This is a genomic window from Vibrio sp. THAF64 (genome assembly GCF_009363455.1).
Classification (GTDB): Bacteria; Pseudomonadota; Gammaproteobacteria; order Enterobacterales; family Vibrionaceae; genus Vibrio; species Vibrio coralliilyticus.
The window spans coordinates 152,614-168,890 of sequence record NZ_CP045356.1; the positions used below are offsets into that span (position 1 = coordinate 152,614).

Below are 16,277 nucleotides of genomic sequence, written 5' to 3' on the forward strand. Positions count from 1 at the left end.
AAACCAATGCCTTATAAATCTGTATTACTGGTCGAAGACGATATTTTTACATCGAGGTTAATTAAGAAGTACCTCGAGTGCAGGGATGTCATCGTTCATCAGGCATTCGATGTCGGTTCTGCATTCAATAAAGCGGTAGAGAACAATATTGACCTTGTTATCCTTGATCTTTCTTTACCATCGGGTTTTTCTTTGGATCATTTCAAAGAGTTGAAGTCTGTGGTCAATAGTCCCATTGTTATTTATACCGCGCGTCGTGATGAAGAGATCGAGCTACTCAGTCTTAATCTCGGGGCTGACGATTTTATTCAAAAGGAGAGAGGGGTTAAGGTGCTTTACGCGAGAATGAAGAAGCACCTTAAATTTGAAGAAGACGATGATCTTTCTGACACTGAATCCGAAGAAACTGAACTGAGCATAAACGGCTTCAGTTTCGACAAAGGGGCAAACACGGTTACTCACGAGAGCACTTTGCTTGAACTGACGCTAAAAGAGATGAGCATCATCTACTATCTGGCCATCAACTCCAATCGGGCCGTTTCTCGTGATGAGTTGTCATTTATTACTAAAGGTTACGCCTACGATGGTTGGTCAAGAAGCATGGACCTTTCCGTGTTTCGACTTCGCAAGAAACTCGACTCCGCGTTTAAAAAGTCGCTGTCGATTAGCACGATTCGCGGCAAGGGCTACCAACTCAATTTTAATGATTAACTAGAATTCTTTTCTAACTCCGCTAATAGAGTAAACAACTTATCGGCTTTAATGGGTTTAGTGATGTACCCATTCATCCCAGCATCGGTGCACACCTCTTGTTGTACAAGATCAGAGTCTGCGGTCAGGGCGTAAATGGGGATGTGCGCAAAACGCTGATCTCTTCGTATTAACTTGGTCGCTTCAATGCCATCCAATACTGGCATCTGAATGTCCATCAATACTAGGTCATACGATTGATCATTTAACTTATCAAGAACCTCACGCCCATTGCTGGCAAAATCCATTGTCAGGTGGTGCTTCTTAGCAATTCTTTTCATCAGTTTTACGTTGAGTTCAAAATCCTCGGCGACCAGTATTTTCATCCTAGTAGCTGGAAGCTCAGATGTAGCCTGAGCATCGGTAGGATCTTGGATTACATTATCCGAATCCTGTAACAAGGGAATATCGACTTGGAAAACAGTACCAAAGGACGTTTTACTCCAAATATGAATTTTCCCCTCAAGCAGCAGCACTGACTCCTTGACGATTTTCATTCCCAACCCAGATGTACCTTGATGACGTTCACTCTGTGCGAATTCATCAAAGAGTCTTGGAAGCAACGCTTTACTGATGCCTTTGCCGTTATCGATAAATCTAAGTCTCAGACTTCCATTTTTTTGAGTGATCTTAATGCGATAAATGGCGGTTTCACTGTGTTTAATGATATTGCTAATGATGTTTATCATTACCTGCGACAACAAAAAGCGATCGACAAATAAGTTGCTAGGAACGTTGTCAGCAACGACAAGATGGCTTTGGATTTTATGCTCGTTCTCTAGATAGCTCAGTGTGTGTAAAACCGAATCCAGAATGTGCTGTAAGCTGTGATATTTAGGCTGGGGAGTAATGGAATTAATTTCTAAAGCCGCAAAATCGAGGATGTTGTTAATGATGTCGTCGAGCAGTCTAGATGCAGTAATGACGTCTTCAAGCGCTGCTTGGTCGAACGTTTTGTCTTGATCAGCGAGATCCAAGTTACCAATGATGGCGTTAAGCGGTGTGCGAATCTCGTGGCTCAAAAAGTTCACAAAGCGTGTTTTTTTCTCCGCCGTTTCTACCGCATCCGTTTTTAACTTATCGACTTTTTCTGAGTATTTATCAATGGCAGAAAAGAGGAGGTTACACTCTAAAGATTTTGACTCTACCTGCGAAAGCGATGTCGCTGTCGAGCTCTCTCCATCCAAATTTGTCGGCAGCGCGTTAGATGCGAAGTGTAGTGGGTGAATTACCTCTTTGTTAATGTATTTGAAGAAGACAAATACGGTGAAACAAATCGCAATGAACAACATAATTACAATGATGGAGAGGGAGAAAAAGATGGTTTGAACCTGTTGGGCTTCCACTTCCAACGTGAACCTCACGTTATAAAACGTGTCGTGCCTGCTTCTATGGTAAGAAAGCTTGTCTTTTTCCTTAGGCCAGTGTTTCGTGAGAACCTCATTCATCCGTTTGCCAGAATAAGCTTTGCCCAAGCTAATCAGATAGGCTTGCTCAGTGTTGAAGTCTTCAAGGTACTGAAGAACAACCCCTTCGTAGTCGCTAAGATCCGCCGCAGATAAACGCAATAACTGCAATAGCCCTTCGACACACGCAGTCCTTTCTGCACTTAATTCAATGTACTCCTGAATATTTGCATCACTGATTTTGCTTCTGGAGAAGACGAATTGCGTCAATGCTTTATCTATTTTGTAAGTACAAAACTCGTAATCTAAGAGAGCACTTTGATCATTGTTGAGTGACGTTACTTTGATATTCAGCCAAGAAAGCACGATGACAAGAACGACAAGGACGATGATTTGAACTTTTAAAGCTGTGCCAAAAAGGTCTATGTAACGTCTGCTGGAGTACATTGTTGCAAAATCTCTTACTAAATCATTGAAAATACGCAATCAAATTGATTCTAGTATTGCGCGGAAGGTTTATCAATTTGTTGTTTTTAATGAATATATTGGCTGTCAAACAACAAATAAACAGCGGTTGGTTGCTAATTCATCAATGAAACGCAACTGAAACAAAGAGTGCTGCATTTTTGAACTAATATCCCAGTCTTCTTCGAATTAGGCTCCTTTAAAGCAGAGGAGCTCATTCAATCGAAGTAATAAACTAGGGTAAAAATAGATGCTGAAAAAGATATCATTGGTTTTTTTAACCGTTTTGTTTGCTGTTCTACTTGTCGCGAGTGGAGTGGCGAATTATTACTTACAAGATTGGAAATGGAAGAACATTCAAACCAGTAAGGATGCGACATCTGACATTGTTGTAAGTACTTTTTCCAAGAATTTAAATGCTACAGAAGTGCTCACGAAGCAATTTGCAGCGTTACTTCCTTATTATGGTGAGGATAAAGCGTTCGACCAGCAGCAAGCCTTAGCTGCTTTAGAAGAAGTACGACAAACTAATAAAGCCTTCATTGACGTTTACTTTGCTGACCTTAATGGAACACCATTTAGCGCACTATCTAGAGGTTGGGTTAAAGATTTTAACGTAATCAGCATGAAACGCGACTGGTATCTGGCTATTGCTGAGCGAGGTTTTAGTAGTTATGTCTCTATGCCTTATATTAGTAACACTGGTAAGCGCGTTATGTCAGTTTCAGCACCGATAGTACGCGATCAAAAGTTGGTTGGTGTTTTGGGTATTGATGTTTCTCTATCTGACCTAATGCCAGACTTTAAGCTTGAGTACGCCATAACAACTAAACAGGGTGAAATTGTTTTGGCAGATCAAGGAACGGTGGATCTTGGGTGGGTCAACAAAAATATTTACACCGTAAGGCCTGACTTTAATCAGCTTAGTGATACGCCTTATTTCTATCACACGCCTGAAGAAGACATCCCATATACCGTTACCAAACAGGCGCTGAATGATACCTACGACCTATTTGTGTGGAGTAATCAGACTGGCACTGAGGCGATCCATAAAAACATGCTCTACGGTTTAGTCTTAATATTTGCCGTCATCAGCATATTGCTAATGATCGCTTTGTATTGGGTTGTTAAACGCTCTCTGGGTAACTTACCTAATATCGTTCATACCATTACCAATATGGCGGAGGGGCGCTTTGAACCTTTAGAGATGAGAAAAGCGAACAATGAACTCGATCATATTCAACAGTCGCTTATATCTCTTCAATCGAGTGTGTCCGGTATTGTTTCGAGTTCCTCAGATCAGATGCATTCGTTAGTTGCGAATCAGAGCAAAATTGAAACACTGGTTGACTCATCTGTAAAAAGTGCCGAAACCGGATTTACGGATGTGGAGCAAGTCGCGACAGCAACTAAGCAACTTTCAATTGCTGCGATGGAAGTATCTGAGAATGCAGCAAACGCAGATGAAATTGCACGCTCTACACTCAATGTAGTGAGCAGTGGTGCTGAACTTCTGTCACAAACAGATGCCGTTCATCTGGAAGTGAATCAGGCTATGGATTCTGCTGCTGCGATAGTCAATGGTTTGCGTAACCATTGTGAAGAGATCAGCTCGGTTGTTGAAGTGATCAATTCTATCTCTGAGCAAACCAATTTATTGGCTCTAAACGCGGCTATTGAAGCTGCAAGGGCAGGAGAGCACGGTCGCGGGTTTGCAGTTGTTGCAGATGAAGTACGTTCATTAGCGCAACGAACTCAGTCTTCAACTGTCGATATACAGGACATCATTACTAAGTTACAGGAACAATCACAATGTGCTGATCAATATATGACTTCGACGGTTGATCTCGTTGATAAGTCGAGCAAGATGATGGGACAGTTATCGCAAGCGTTTGATGCGATTAAACATCAGGCAACACAAATATCAGACATGAACTCGATTGTTTCTGCTGCATCTGAAGAGCAGCGCTGTGTTACGGAAGATATCTCTTACAGAATTAATGGTATTAACGAGACGGTAAAACACAGCTCGGTGAGCTCACAGCAAGTAAAAAGCGAAAACACGGCGATCTCTGTTCAGGTGAACAATCTCAAAAACACCCTATCATTTTTTAATGTGAACTAGGTGAGTGCAATTTTTCATTAACGCACAAAAAGCCCCTCCAGAAAGTGAGGGGCCAGTGAAATTCTTAGCTATCAGGCACTGCTTCAACTTCGAAAGAATGGTGAACAAACTTACGAAAACAAACGAGTTATAGATTTTCCTCTGTTTTATATGGTTTTAACCAGTCTTAAAAGCTTGGAACGTTCTGACTTTGCCAATACCGCGCTGTGCTGACCGGAAATGGCTCCTTGAATTGATAAAACTGCTTTATCACCGACTTCTGGGAATCGTTTTTTCAGCCTTACAAAAGATTGCAAAGCCCCGAGTCGCTTTAATGCTGTGACGCTATCTACACCTGACTTTTTCAGCATGATCTCCATGTTGTAAGTCATATTGGGTAAGTCTTTAATACGTTGCTCATTAAAGCTTACTCTGGAGCTCTGTTGACGTTGCTCAGCTCTGATTAAAGCGTTTTGAGCATGTTCCAAGACAAGCGCTGTGTTGGACTTGAAACTCTCATGCGTAAAGTACTGAGTATTTGTTATTGAACCAGACTTTTTATAAGTGAATCGTATTAGCGCTTCAGGCTCGAAGGTATGTTGTGATGCGTCGTCAAAGCGAAAGTAAATATGTTCTTTATGAATGAGAGCAAACATAACTTTGTCCTTAAACAGTCCGAATCCACCAAACATAGGTGTTGTTGTGATTTCTCCAATAGGGCGAAGCGTGTTAAGGATGGAATCTAAATACATAAATAGTGCGGTGTTCTTCGTTAGTCGTACCACTAAACTAGATAAACGCGCGGAATGTTGTGTTTTAAACGTGTATCGCTTTTATGAATGACGATAAAAAAGGCCCCAACCGAAGTTGGGGCTAACCGATCTACGAGAGAGTAGAGATTAAATGTTGGTTTATCCGTAAGGCGGATAGGTGTCGCACCTATGCTATGCGACGTTCGCAGACTAATGCATCACCCTGTGAGATTTGTTTCACCCATGTTTCAGCGTTATTTCTTGGCTGATAAATTCAAAAGCTCACTTAGGTTCTCATCAACTTGTTCAACAAAGTGATTGTCTAAACCGGCAAGCGCAAAATGCCCATAAGGTGTTTTAAGTTCTTTGTAGGTACTGTTCGGCGTTATTGTCTGAAGCTTCTTCAGTTCGTGTGGTGGGAAAACGCCGTCAGTATCGATTGACATAATGTAGGTGAGGGCGCGGATACCATGGAGTGTTTGTTCGAGAGATTTTCCCGGGAGTGTTACGTCATGACTCTGCCATTTATCAATCATAGAAAGGAGAACGTTAGGCTCCATTGATGTGAATGAGCGTCTTGTAGCGCCATCGAGAAAGCTGTCTACGCTCTGAAAGCCTAACTTTTTGTATAGCTGCTGGTCATAGAAGTCTTCGCTAAATCCAAACACTGACCATAAATCAGCATGTCTACTCAAACCATCATTCACATTTCTATAGTCATCATAATCACCCTCGCTGAACGCAGGATCAGAGATGATCGCATCTTCTAGTGTTGCAGAAATGAGTGAAGCCATTGCAGAGTTGGTTGCTGTGCCCGCTATTGGAGCCGCTCTCTGAACCATGTCTGGGTAACGAACCGCCCATTCCCAAACTTGTTGTGCTCCCATGGAGCCACCCACGACTAAAGCGAGTTGTTTGATGCCAAATTTGTCAGACAAGAGCTGATGCTGTGCCCACACGTCATCGCTAATGCTTAACTTGGGAAATGTACCGTCAGGCTGTGTTTTGGAGTTGTTAGGTGATGTCGATAAGCCGTTACCCAATTGATTGACCACAACGATAAAGTATTTATCTGGGTTTAACGCTTTGTCCGGCCCGATGTAAACATCGTCCATTACCTTATTCGTTGCGCCGTACCAGGTCGTGACAAGTATCGCGTTGTCTTTATCTTTATTGAGACGACCGTGCGTTGTGTACGCAAGTTGTGCATCACGCAAAATCTGGTCACTTTCTAGCTCAAAATCTCCCAAAGAGTAGAACTGAACATTGCCATGATGTTTTTCTGAATAGAACTCGTTACTGAAAGCAACGTGCGAAGAGAAGAGACTCACCAATATGAGCAAGAGTTTTATACTTTTCATAGCCAACTTTATGTTATCTCTAGACGTGAGAAATGCTGAATCTTAAACAGCCGAAGCATAAGTGTATGGCTTCATATTGGTTGATTAACAGTTAATCATTATGAATTAGACTTTAATTAGAAAATTTGGTGTGAAATTTAAGCGCATTAAAAAGGGCGCTGAATAGCGCCCTTAGAAAAATCACCAATTTATAACTACTTCTTACGGCAGTATTCAGCGATAACGTACATAGATTGACCGCCGTTCGCTTTACCAGAGACTAGTTTCGGATCGTCGCCAATGCTGATACCGCGGATGACCGTACCTTGCTTGATGACTTGGTTAGTACCACGTACTGGCAGGTCTTTGATTACCGTTACGTCGTCACCTTTTTTCAGTTCAACGCCGTTGCAATCAAGTGGTTTGTCATCTGCAGACATACCAATCATGGCCCAGTTCATTTGCTCTTCTTCCATGTACATCATGTCTAGCGCATCTTGTGCCCAGCTTTCGCTGTTTAAGCGCGTTAGCTGGCGCCATGCTGTGACTTGCACACCTGGAACTTGGCTCCACATGCTATCGTTCAAACAACGCCAGTGGTTGATGTCTTTAGGCTCGTCAATTTCACCAAGACATGTGTCGCAAACCATAATAGCGTGATCCACAGTCACATGGCTGTGTGGTGGAACGGCGTAGGCGGTTAGCTGAGATTCAGCACTGCACAATTCACACTTAGATTGGCAACGTTCTAGCATGGTCGCTTCTGAAGACATAATGGGCTCACATATAAATAGGTATTAAATCAAGGGCGCTATTATCCACTTTATCCATCGAAAATAAAGGGGTATTGGCTTTGTAGAGTACGAACCGCCTTGATTTAGCGGATTATTCCCGCAATAGTTATCTTATATGTGTGACATTGTCACTATCTTAATCCCTATTCTTTACCATTTTTATAACAATCGGCATAATGAGCGGCGTTTATATAACAAATATTTAGGACACACATTGGAACTGCTTTCTATTGATTTTTTAGGTAAGCCTCTACGCTTGGAAGGCTCCCTTGCTGGGTGGCAACAACTCTTTTGGGACAACCAATTAGTCTCCCAACTTAACGCGGATTCAGAGCGTGGCAAAGAGTCTGCGCACGAATTTAAACTCCTCAATGGTGAAGAAGAGCTGAATTGTCGGCTTGAGACATCTCTAGAATGGCAACCGTTCATGATTGAGTATAAAGCGACATTGAATGAGCAGCTTGTGATTCAAGGGAGCCGTAACACCAAAGATATAGAAAAGCAGACACCTTTTACTCCACCGGAACCAGAGAAAAGATTTAGCCTAATTGGCTTATTGTCACTTGGAATGAAAGCTCTTAAGAGCGCAAAATTGATCAAGGTGGTGTTGGCTTCTGCGAGCCTCGCAGCGTATTCATGGTTATTTTCATTTCAGTTTGCCTTAGCGTTGATTGCTTGCCTAGTTTTCCATGAGTACGGCCACGTTAAAGCAATGAAGTACTTTGGAATGAAAACCAAAGGTATCTACTTAGTACCTTTTCTTGGCGGTTTAGCGTTGAGTGACGAGAAGATCAACACGCGTTGGCAAGACGTAGTGATCTCGATTATGGGGCCAATGTTTGGATTTGTACTATCGTTGATTCTAGTTGTTCTGTATTGGATAACAGGAGAGATGTTCTTCGCCGGTTTAGCGGTGTTTAATGCATTCTTAAATCTTTTCAACTTGCTCCCCATATTGCCTCTTGATGGTGGCCATGTTTTGAAGAGCATCAGCTTTTCTATGAACAGCCTTATGGGGATAACCCTTTGTACAGCTGCCGCACTAGGTGGTGTTGCGCTGAGCTATTCTTTAGGCCTTACACTGTTCGGCTTTCTGCTTATCATGGGTACGCTAGAAATTGTTATTGAATGGCGTGGTCGACATCACAGCCACCTATTACCGCTAGATCGTTATGGTCAGGTTGTTGCTGCTGTTTGGTATCTGTCGTTAGTCGCAGGTTTAATTGGCATCATCTGGTATTTTGCCGGAACTGGTGACCAGTTGCTGCGTTTACCACTGATGATTCTGGGAACATAAAAATGGGGAGCACGTTGCTCCCCATTTTTTTAAGAACAGTTTGGTTTTTTCACGTTGTAGTGCGGTAGTGATTTTATTTTTTCTGACAAGTCGTGAATGCGAGTCCCATGAGAAGGGTGGGTCGACAATAATTCTGGCGGCTGTTTTCCTCCAGAGGCCTTCGCCATGTTCCGCCACAAGCTGATACTCTCGTTTGGATCAAAGCCCGCTTTTGCCATGATCTCTAACCCCACCAAGTCTGCCTCAGATTCTTGAGTGCGGCCATAGGGCAGTAAAACACCATATTGCAGTCCAAGTCCTAAAGCAGCCATTGTCGCACCTTGGTATTGAGCGTACTCAGAAGAACCCAAAGCCACACTGGTGATTTGTAATCCGGCGTTGGCTAACTGGGACTGAGACAGACGCTCGTTACTATGGTCAGCGAGAACGTGTGCAATTTCGTGACCAATGACAGTCGCGAGTTGGTCTTCATTCTTCGCGACTTTGAGCAGCCCAGTATAAACGCCAATTTTACCTCCAGGCAGTGCAAAAGCATTGACTTGGTCACTATCAAAAACCACAACTTCCCAATCTTTAAACTCTGGTTGTTGAGGAACTTGCTGCGTGACGGCTTTCGCGACACACTGGACATATGCGTTTATCTTTTTGTCTTTGCTTATTTTTTGCTGCTGCTTCATTTGTTCAAAAGACTGGGCGCCGAGAGCACTCATGTCTTGATCAGAAAAAAGCAGCAATTGATTTCGTCCTGTTGGCGATGAGGTGCAGGCCGCTAACCCTACAACGGTAGCTAAGGCTGTATATTTCAACCAGTTATGCATGGAACGCTCCGTTTCACTCTTATTATTTTTCTAATCATACCATTAGGTTACAATGCTTTGTAACGAATCATCACGAGTACTTATATGACTATCTGGAAACGACCTATTGACCTTGAACGTCTGAATGCGACATCTGAAAATACTTTGATAGATCACTTAAAGATCATTTATAGCAAAGTTGGCGAAGATTTCATTGAAGCCACAATGCCAGTCTGTCATTTCACCCACCAGCCGTTGGGAATGCTGCATGGCGGTGCTTCGGTAGTGTTGGCTGAAACCTTAGGTTCTGTTGCGGCAAACTTTTGTGTTGAAGATGATGCCTATTGCGTCGGGCTGGACATTAATGCCAACCACATTCGCTCAATGCGAGAGGGCCAGGTCATAGGCCGAGCGGAGCCGATTCATCTCGGTATCTCTACGCAAGTATGGCAAATCAATATTACTGATGAGCGAGAAAGATTAGTGTGTACCAGTCGTCTTACCATTGCAGTAAAGAAGAAACGCAACGCTAAACAATCTCTTAAGGCTAACCAATAATGGTTGTTGAATTTAAAAGCGGAAAAATCATCGTCACGTCTCATGAAATTGTGGTGAAAGTTGCTACAGAACACATGATCACATTGCAGGCTCAGGTGGATGCAATTCAACTTATCGGTCGAGGTGCTAACGTTATTGCTGCCAATGGCTCTGAGACCAAATGGTCTATCAAGCTTGATAACGAACAACAACTGCTCAAAATCGCAAACGAAATCGGGATCGATATTCAATAACCCTAAAACGTACTTGCTTCTTCGATATAAATAAGGAAACTTAGTCTGGTCATATATATTTGAGATTTCCTCTTTATGAGTAGCCCCAGACTTCGTGTTCAATTTGAAACCTTATTTGAACACTACAATGGCAAAGATTGTGGTGTTCAACTTGAAGAAATTACCGAGATTCTGTTTTGTACTAGACGTAACGCACGCATCGTACTCAACAAAATGGAAGAGGAAGGGTGGATCGAATGGCATCCTTCTCCGGGGCGAGGGAAGCTTTCTCAACTTAACTTCAAACGCAGTCGTACTGATGTCAGCGAAAACCTCGCTAGGCGATATCTTGAAGAAGGGAAAATTGGCCAAGCGCTTAAAGTACTGGACCAAGACTCTGCGAAACTTGCGCAAGTAGTTGAAAGTTATTTGGGCGTGCAGCAGCTAGAAGGGCAACAAGTCTTACGATTGCCATACTATCGCCCGCTATCCATGCTCAATCCTGAAAAGCCAGTTCGTCGTTCAGAGCAGCATATTGCTCGTCAAATCTTTAGTGGGCTGACTCGCCTTGATGACAGTGAGAAGCTCTGTCCTGATCTTGCCCACACATGGGAGATGCTCTCTCCTCAGCATTGGCGGTTCTACCTCAGACCAAATGTCCGTTTTCACAACGGCGACCTCCTAACAACGGACATGGTTGTTAACTCACTACTCGCACTAAAGAGCAAAAACCTGTACTCACATATAGAAGATGTGGTTAGCCCAGGCCGTTGCGTTGTTGATGTGATTCTTAAAAAGAATAACTTCCACTTACCACTATTATTGTCTGAATCTGATGCTAAAGTCCTATTACCAGAGAACTCCAGAGCGGAAGATTACGACATAAACCCGGTTGGAACAGGGCCTTACAAAGTAATTCAAAATGATGACAAAAGGCTTGTTTTGCAAGCTTTTGATGGCTATTTTGGTTTCAGGCCTCTAATGGACCGTGTAGAAGTCTGGGTAATTGATGATATTCATTCATCAATGGTATTTCCGAGTATGACGAATCCAATTAAACCTGAAACAGGAACCTACAGTGATGAAGTTGAGCTTGACCCAGGCTGTACCTATTTGTTGCTCAACCGTAGTAGTGGGTTAGCGAAATCTGACGAATGGGCGAATTACTTCAGTCACCGCCTTGGATCCCTGAATCTATATCAGGAACTTCCTCAGGAAAAGATAGTGGAATTAGGTGTGCTACCTGCACATGGGCTGAAGCCAGGCTGGTATCACCATACTAGGCAAGGGCACTATACGTCACCGCCTTCCTACCGAAAAGTAACGATCGCATACCACGGACAACACCCAATGTTTCCAACATTGGTAAAGTGTATTGAGTCGTTATTGAAGCAAGATAACCTAGAAGTTGAGCTTATTAAGTATGACATCACTCTACCGGATATTGATGATGTTGATATTTGGGTCAAACCGATGGGTATTGCTAACAATCGCGAAGATGGCTTAGCTGGCTGGCTACTTAACTATAGCGATATTGAGCAGTTGAGTAAGCCTGAAGACTTTAAATATTGGTCTAGCCTTGTTGAGGTTTGGCAAGCAGAAGAAAATAGCGTTTTCCCAGCAAAAGACTTAGGAAAATCTCTTGTAGAAAAAATGCAGATCATTCCTATGTTTCATTGCTGGTTGGGAATCAGTAAAGACCAATGTGGCTCGCTGCAAAACGCAAAATGTAATGCGCTCGGTTGGTTTGATTTTAGTCAGGTTTGGCTGAAACCAGAGAAGCTAAGCGAAGATTCAGAGGTGTTAAATGGCAAAGCCGAATAAGAAGCAACCCAGTAAAACCGTCGATATCTATTGCTCCAAGTGCAAATCTCAGCTCTTCAAATACCGAAAGGGTGGTAAAGGGGCACTGGTGAAGTGTTTTAAAGAGCGTATTGTCGAAGATTACACAAAACTGGCGTGCCATTGTCCTGAATGTGGTCGTGAATTTGCGAGAGAAGCATTGATTAGAGGTGCTCCCGCATACAAAATTATTGGCGGAAAAGTCACTATGAAGTAGGGCTGATTTAGCATAATCTTTTAACAAAATTAACAGTAATATTGACTGGGAATTCTGTTGAAAATGAGGCTAGGCGCACCGATTTTGATCTTAGTCGATAAAAATCGTAAAAATATCGTTAAGAGCTATCATTGAATTTTAAAAGTGTTAGAATGTCGCTGTTCAAAAATTAGTCCAGTCTATCAACTTTGCAAACAATAGGGGTTATCAATGGAGCTAGGTCTCATCATCGCTTTCATCATCACGTCAGCTGTAATGGTTAAGAAAGAGATGACAAGCTCAAAATAATTACCGTTTCATTCATAACATTTTTGTTATCTTTTTTTGAATGAACTATGAAAGCTCCCAGATTCGGGGGCTTTTTTGTTTTTTGCGTTTAGCTATCTTTGGTTGAAAGGTCAAAAAAAGCCAGCATAAAGCTGGCTTTGAATTATAGACAGTGTGTTGGATTTATCAGAATTCGTACTTAGCAGTAATTGCCCAGTTGCGACCTGCTTGAGTGTCATCCGCATGCAGCGCACCTTCGCCTCTAACGTCGCTCCATTTCCAATATTCTTTATCAGTAATATTGAAAAGACCTGCTCTTAGCGTGAGATCTTGAATAGGGCGGTAGTATGCAGTTAGGTCAATAACGGTTGCGCTAGGCGTACCGACTTCATCAGGAGTACGAGTACTGTTATCAGGATCAACATTAATATCAGATAGCTTTTTCTCTGCGTAGTAGTTCATTGCAATACTTGTACCCCATGTCTGGCTAGGTGCATCGTAATCCAATGACGCGACAGCATTCCACGGATTTACTGAATTAAGCGGCTTGTTCTCACCATCTTCACCTTCAGTGTAGCTAGCGGCAAAGTTAGTAGAGATGCCCTTAGGTAGTTCGAACACTTCACTGATAGCAATACGGCTTGAGAACTCAATGCCTTTAATTGTCGCTTTACCAACGTTTTGGTGCTGATACTCAGATGAGCCAGAGCCAATGTCTATGACGTCAATGAAGTTCTTGTAATCACTATAGAAAACCGCAATTTCTGAACGAGAGAAGTCGTTTGTATAACGGTAACCTGTTTCGTACGTAATACTTTCTTCTGCTTCTAGGTTAGGATTTGGTACGTTTGTGTAACCATGACCTGGCATTGAGTAATACAACTCTTCAAACGTAGGGGCTCTATGCCCCTGGCTTACTTGAGCAAAGACTTTAGACTCGTCATCCAAAGAATAAACTGTTCCTAGACGTGCGGTAAGCGCTGAACTTGTGTTTGTCTCGTAAGTTTGTCCTGAAGGTATACCTTCAGTGGAGCTATCAGGCTTAGTTTCAAATCTGTCCCAACGTAAACCAGGGGTTACAACTAACTTATCTTCAAGGAGTGAAATCTGATCTTGAACGAACAATCCAATTCTGGTTTCGGTCGCATCAGGTTGATAAAAGTATACCGATGTTTGGTCATTGTTAGAGCGATCAATGATTTTGTTGTAGTTGGTAATATCTTTATTGGTATAAGCCAGACCGTACGTAAAGAAGTGCTCGGAAGATTCAAGTGATAGGTATTTATTTACCTGCAAATCTGCTTGAATGCCTTTATCTTCGTAAGAATAGTCTTTTATTTCATTTACAGCGCTACCAAACGAAGTTCCAACACGGTCAGTAACATTGTTCTGTTCGTGAGATAGCCACGTAACCTGCGATGTTACCGAGTCGGCAAGTTTCGTGCTGCCTTCCCAAATATGTTTAAGGCTTAAGCGTGAACGTTCGGTAGTATCATCACTGTTGAATGTAGGGAATGACGAATGTTGGATGTCACCTTTACTATTCTCGTTAATGAACTCACCAGTAAACTCTATTCTGTTGGCGGTATCTATTTGATACTGAACCTTAGCCAAAACATTGTCGGCTTTAGAGTCTAAGTCTTTTGGTGAGTAATCCTGATAGTCACCATTAGCAAAATTGTCTGTCAAGCCTGCATCGTTGCGAGTATATGCGACGAGTGTTTCTAAATCACCACTACGATTAGCTAGAACAACATTTTCAGTGAAAGAATCATTACGAGAAGCAAAGCCTAATTTTACTTGCCCTCCAAACCCATCTCCTTCACCTAGGAAATCGCTTGGGTCTTTAGTTTGGAACGCAACAATACCGCCAATACCATCTGAGCCGTATAAGCTTGAAGCTGAACCTTTAACGATTTCGACCGCTTTAATCATATCTGTGTCTAACGCAATACGACCTGAAGAGATGAATGTATAAGATTGGTCATAAAGGTACGGTTGGGCTACACCATCGACTAAAATATTAACTCGGTTACCTTCCATACCTCGAATGTTTATCTGCTGAATACCCATTCGTCCATCAGAAATGACGTCAACACCCGGTGTGTATTTCAGTACGTCATCAACGTTAGAAGCTAGATTTTTGTCAATTTGCTTATCTGTAACAACAGATACCGATCCAGCAACATCTTCAAGTTGCTGTTCTGTACGTGAAGCGGATACCACTACTTCATCAAATAGTGCATACTCTTCAGCATGCACACTCGGCGCTAGGGCGAGTACAATAGAAGCTGACAATAATGATTTTTTATACATTGTTGTAATTACCTTTAAATCCATAATTAGGCTTATGTTTGAACGCAAAGAACTCTATAGGATCTAAATGATAATTACTATCGTTCGCATTATTGGTAATTGATGGCTTTTTTACCGATCTGCGTTTCAATTAGAGATAAATCTTTAAAATACAAACAGATGAACATTCTGTTAACAATTGTAAAGGTTCGACTTACGTGTCGATGGTGTGATTTAAATCACGTTATTCATTGAGTGTATTAATAGGAAGAATAATATTGCAAAGTCCAATAACACTAGAGGCGATGCATATCCTTGATGCGATAGATCGCAGAGGAAGTTTCGCGGCAGCAGCTAATGAGCTCGATCGGGCGCCATCGTCATTAAGCTATCAGATTCAAAAGCTTGAGCAAGATCTCGATATCATGATCTTTGACCGCTCTGGCCATAAAGCCACTTTTACAGAAGCAGGAAAACTGATTCTTGAAAGAGGGCGAGTCATTTTGTCTGCAACAGAAAAACTGGTTAATGATGCTAGCGTTCTCGCTAATGGTTGGGAGCTCGATATCACACTCGCTTTCGATGGTATTGTGCCTGTTCAGAACTTTTTCCCTATGGTTGATGCTCTAGGGAATGTCAGCTCAACACGGATCCGACTACAAGAAGAAATCCTAGCGGGTTGTTGGGAATCACTCGATGAAGGTAGGGCAGATCTATTGGTTTGCCCAAAACCGGAAACGTTATCGCTTGATGTCAAAGCTGAATCGATTGGTTCGATGAAAATGATTTGGGTTGCGGAACCGAACCATTACGTCCACAAGCGAAATGGGCCGTTTGACGAAGAGGCCAGAGCCAAGTATCGAGTTATTGCAATTGCCGATACGGCGAGAGAGCAGCCAGCAATTAGTGTAAATATCCTCCAGAGACAACCGAGACTGACTGTAACAAATTTGTCGGCTAAGGTTGATGCCCTGCAGTCAGGTTTGGGAATCGGAACATTGCCGAAATCGGTTGCCCAAGAATTAATAGAGAAAGGGTCGTTAGCTCAAATCTCAGATACTGAAGAATTTGAAATAGATATCATTCTGGCTTGGAAACGCAATCAGATGGGTGAAGCAAAATCTTGGTGTATCAAATACCTAAAAAAGAATTGGCCACTTAAAGAGTGATCCTGTTGAAGC

Annotated in this window: 14 protein-coding genes; 8 read left to right on the forward strand and 6 right to left on the reverse strand. The window is 42.3% G+C overall.

Annotated features, from left to right (window positions below; all coding sequences use genetic code 11):
* Positions 1-6: 6 nt before the first annotated feature.
* On the forward strand, positions 7-711 hold the full coding sequence (locus FIU99_RS17215; RefSeq protein WP_006961021.1) for a response regulator transcription factor: 705 nt from the start codon (positions 7-9) through the stop codon (positions 709-711).
* On the opposite strand, the gene FIU99_RS17220 is transcribed toward FIU99_RS17215, so the two are convergent.
* On the reverse strand, positions 708-2,603 hold the full coding sequence (locus FIU99_RS17220) for a response regulator (protein WP_006961020.1): 1,896 nt from the start codon (positions 2,601-2,603) through the stop codon (positions 708-710). The two genes, FIU99_RS17215 and FIU99_RS17220, sit on opposite strands and share 4 nt — an antisense overlap.
* Before the next feature lie 268 nt (positions 2,604-2,871).
* Here FIU99_RS17220 and FIU99_RS17225 point away from each other — a divergent pair, with 268 nt between their 5' ends.
* Positions 2,872-4,746, forward strand: coding sequence for a methyl-accepting chemotaxis protein (locus FIU99_RS17225; protein WP_006961019.1), 1,875 nt, complete (start codon positions 2,872-2,874; stop codon positions 4,744-4,746).
* A gap of 146 nt (positions 4,747-4,892) precedes the next feature.
* On the opposite strand, the gene FIU99_RS17230 is transcribed toward FIU99_RS17225, so the two are convergent.
* The 3 genes from FIU99_RS17230 to FIU99_RS17240 all read right to left on the reverse strand — a co-directional run bounded on the left by FIU99_RS17230 (position 4,893) and on the right by FIU99_RS17240 (position 7,590).
* Entirely contained in the window at positions 4,893-5,477 is a 585-nt protein-coding gene (locus FIU99_RS17230) for a TfoX/Sxy family DNA transformation protein (RefSeq protein ID WP_006961018.1), read from the reverse strand.
* 254 nt (positions 5,478-5,731) lie between these two features.
* Positions 5,732-6,838 carry an alpha/beta fold hydrolase gene (locus FIU99_RS17235; protein WP_006961017.1) on the reverse strand — a complete coding sequence of 369 codons (1,107 nt, stop codon included), beginning with the start codon at positions 6,836-6,838 and terminating at the stop codon, positions 5,732-5,734.
* A 194-nt stretch (positions 6,839-7,032) separates the two neighbouring features.
* Positions 7,033-7,590 (reverse strand): PhnA domain-containing protein, encoded by a 558-nt coding sequence (locus FIU99_RS17240; protein ID WP_006961016.1) that lies wholly within the window; start codon positions 7,588-7,590, stop codon positions 7,033-7,035.
* Between the two features lie 235 nt (positions 7,591-7,825).
* On the opposite strand from FIU99_RS17240, the gene FIU99_RS17245 reads away from it, so the two are divergent.
* Positions 7,826-8,908 (forward strand): site-2 protease family protein, encoded by a 1,083-nt coding sequence (locus FIU99_RS17245; RefSeq protein ID WP_006961015.1) that lies wholly within the window; start codon positions 7,826-7,828, stop codon positions 8,906-8,908.
* 29 nt (positions 8,909-8,937) lie between these two features.
* Here the strand turns inward: FIU99_RS17245 and FIU99_RS17250 are convergent, their stop codons facing one another.
* Positions 8,938-9,726, reverse strand: a complete 789-nt coding sequence (locus FIU99_RS17250) for a M48 family metallopeptidase (RefSeq protein ID WP_152472427.1) — start codon at positions 9,724-9,726, stop codon at positions 8,938-8,940.
* A gap of 84 nt (positions 9,727-9,810) precedes the next feature.
* Between FIU99_RS17250 and FIU99_RS17255 the strand changes: the two genes are divergently transcribed.
* The 4 genes from FIU99_RS17255 to FIU99_RS17270 all read left to right on the forward strand — a co-directional run bounded on the left by FIU99_RS17255 (position 9,811) and on the right by FIU99_RS17270 (position 12,534).
* Positions 9,811-10,263, forward strand: a complete 453-nt coding sequence (locus FIU99_RS17255; protein ID WP_006961013.1) for a hotdog fold thioesterase — start codon at positions 9,811-9,813, stop codon at positions 10,261-10,263.
* Positions 10,263-10,496, forward strand: coding sequence for a DUF3389 domain-containing protein (locus FIU99_RS17260; RefSeq protein WP_006961012.1), 234 nt, complete (start codon positions 10,263-10,265; stop codon positions 10,494-10,496). Before FIU99_RS17255 ends, FIU99_RS17260 begins: the two co-directional genes overlap by 1 nt.
* Positions 10,497-10,571: 75 nt before the next feature.
* The gene (locus tag FIU99_RS17265; RefSeq protein ID WP_006961011.1) at positions 10,572-12,299 is read left to right on the forward strand and encodes an SgrR family transcriptional regulator; all 1,728 of its coding nucleotides are present in this window, start codon (positions 10,572-10,574) and stop codon (positions 12,297-12,299) included.
* The gene (locus FIU99_RS17270; RefSeq protein WP_006961010.1) at positions 12,283-12,534 is read left to right on the forward strand and encodes a hypothetical protein; all 252 of its coding nucleotides are present in this window, start codon (positions 12,283-12,285) and stop codon (positions 12,532-12,534) included. The genes FIU99_RS17265 and FIU99_RS17270 overlap by 17 nt, the downstream gene beginning before the upstream one ends.
* Positions 12,535-12,987: 453 nt before the next feature.
* Here the strand turns inward: FIU99_RS17270 and FIU99_RS17275 are convergent, their stop codons facing one another.
* The gene (locus tag FIU99_RS17275) at positions 12,988-15,117 is read right to left on the reverse strand and encodes a TonB-dependent hemoglobin/transferrin/lactoferrin family receptor (RefSeq protein WP_006961009.1); all 2,130 of its coding nucleotides are present in this window, start codon (positions 15,115-15,117) and stop codon (positions 12,988-12,990) included.
* Between the two features lie 257 nt (positions 15,118-15,374).
* Between FIU99_RS17275 and FIU99_RS17280 the strand changes: the two genes are divergently transcribed.
* Positions 15,375-16,265 (forward strand): LysR family transcriptional regulator, encoded by an 891-nt coding sequence (locus FIU99_RS17280; protein WP_006961008.1) that lies wholly within the window; start codon positions 15,375-15,377, stop codon positions 16,263-16,265.
* Positions 16,266-16,277: the final 12 nt, after the last annotated feature.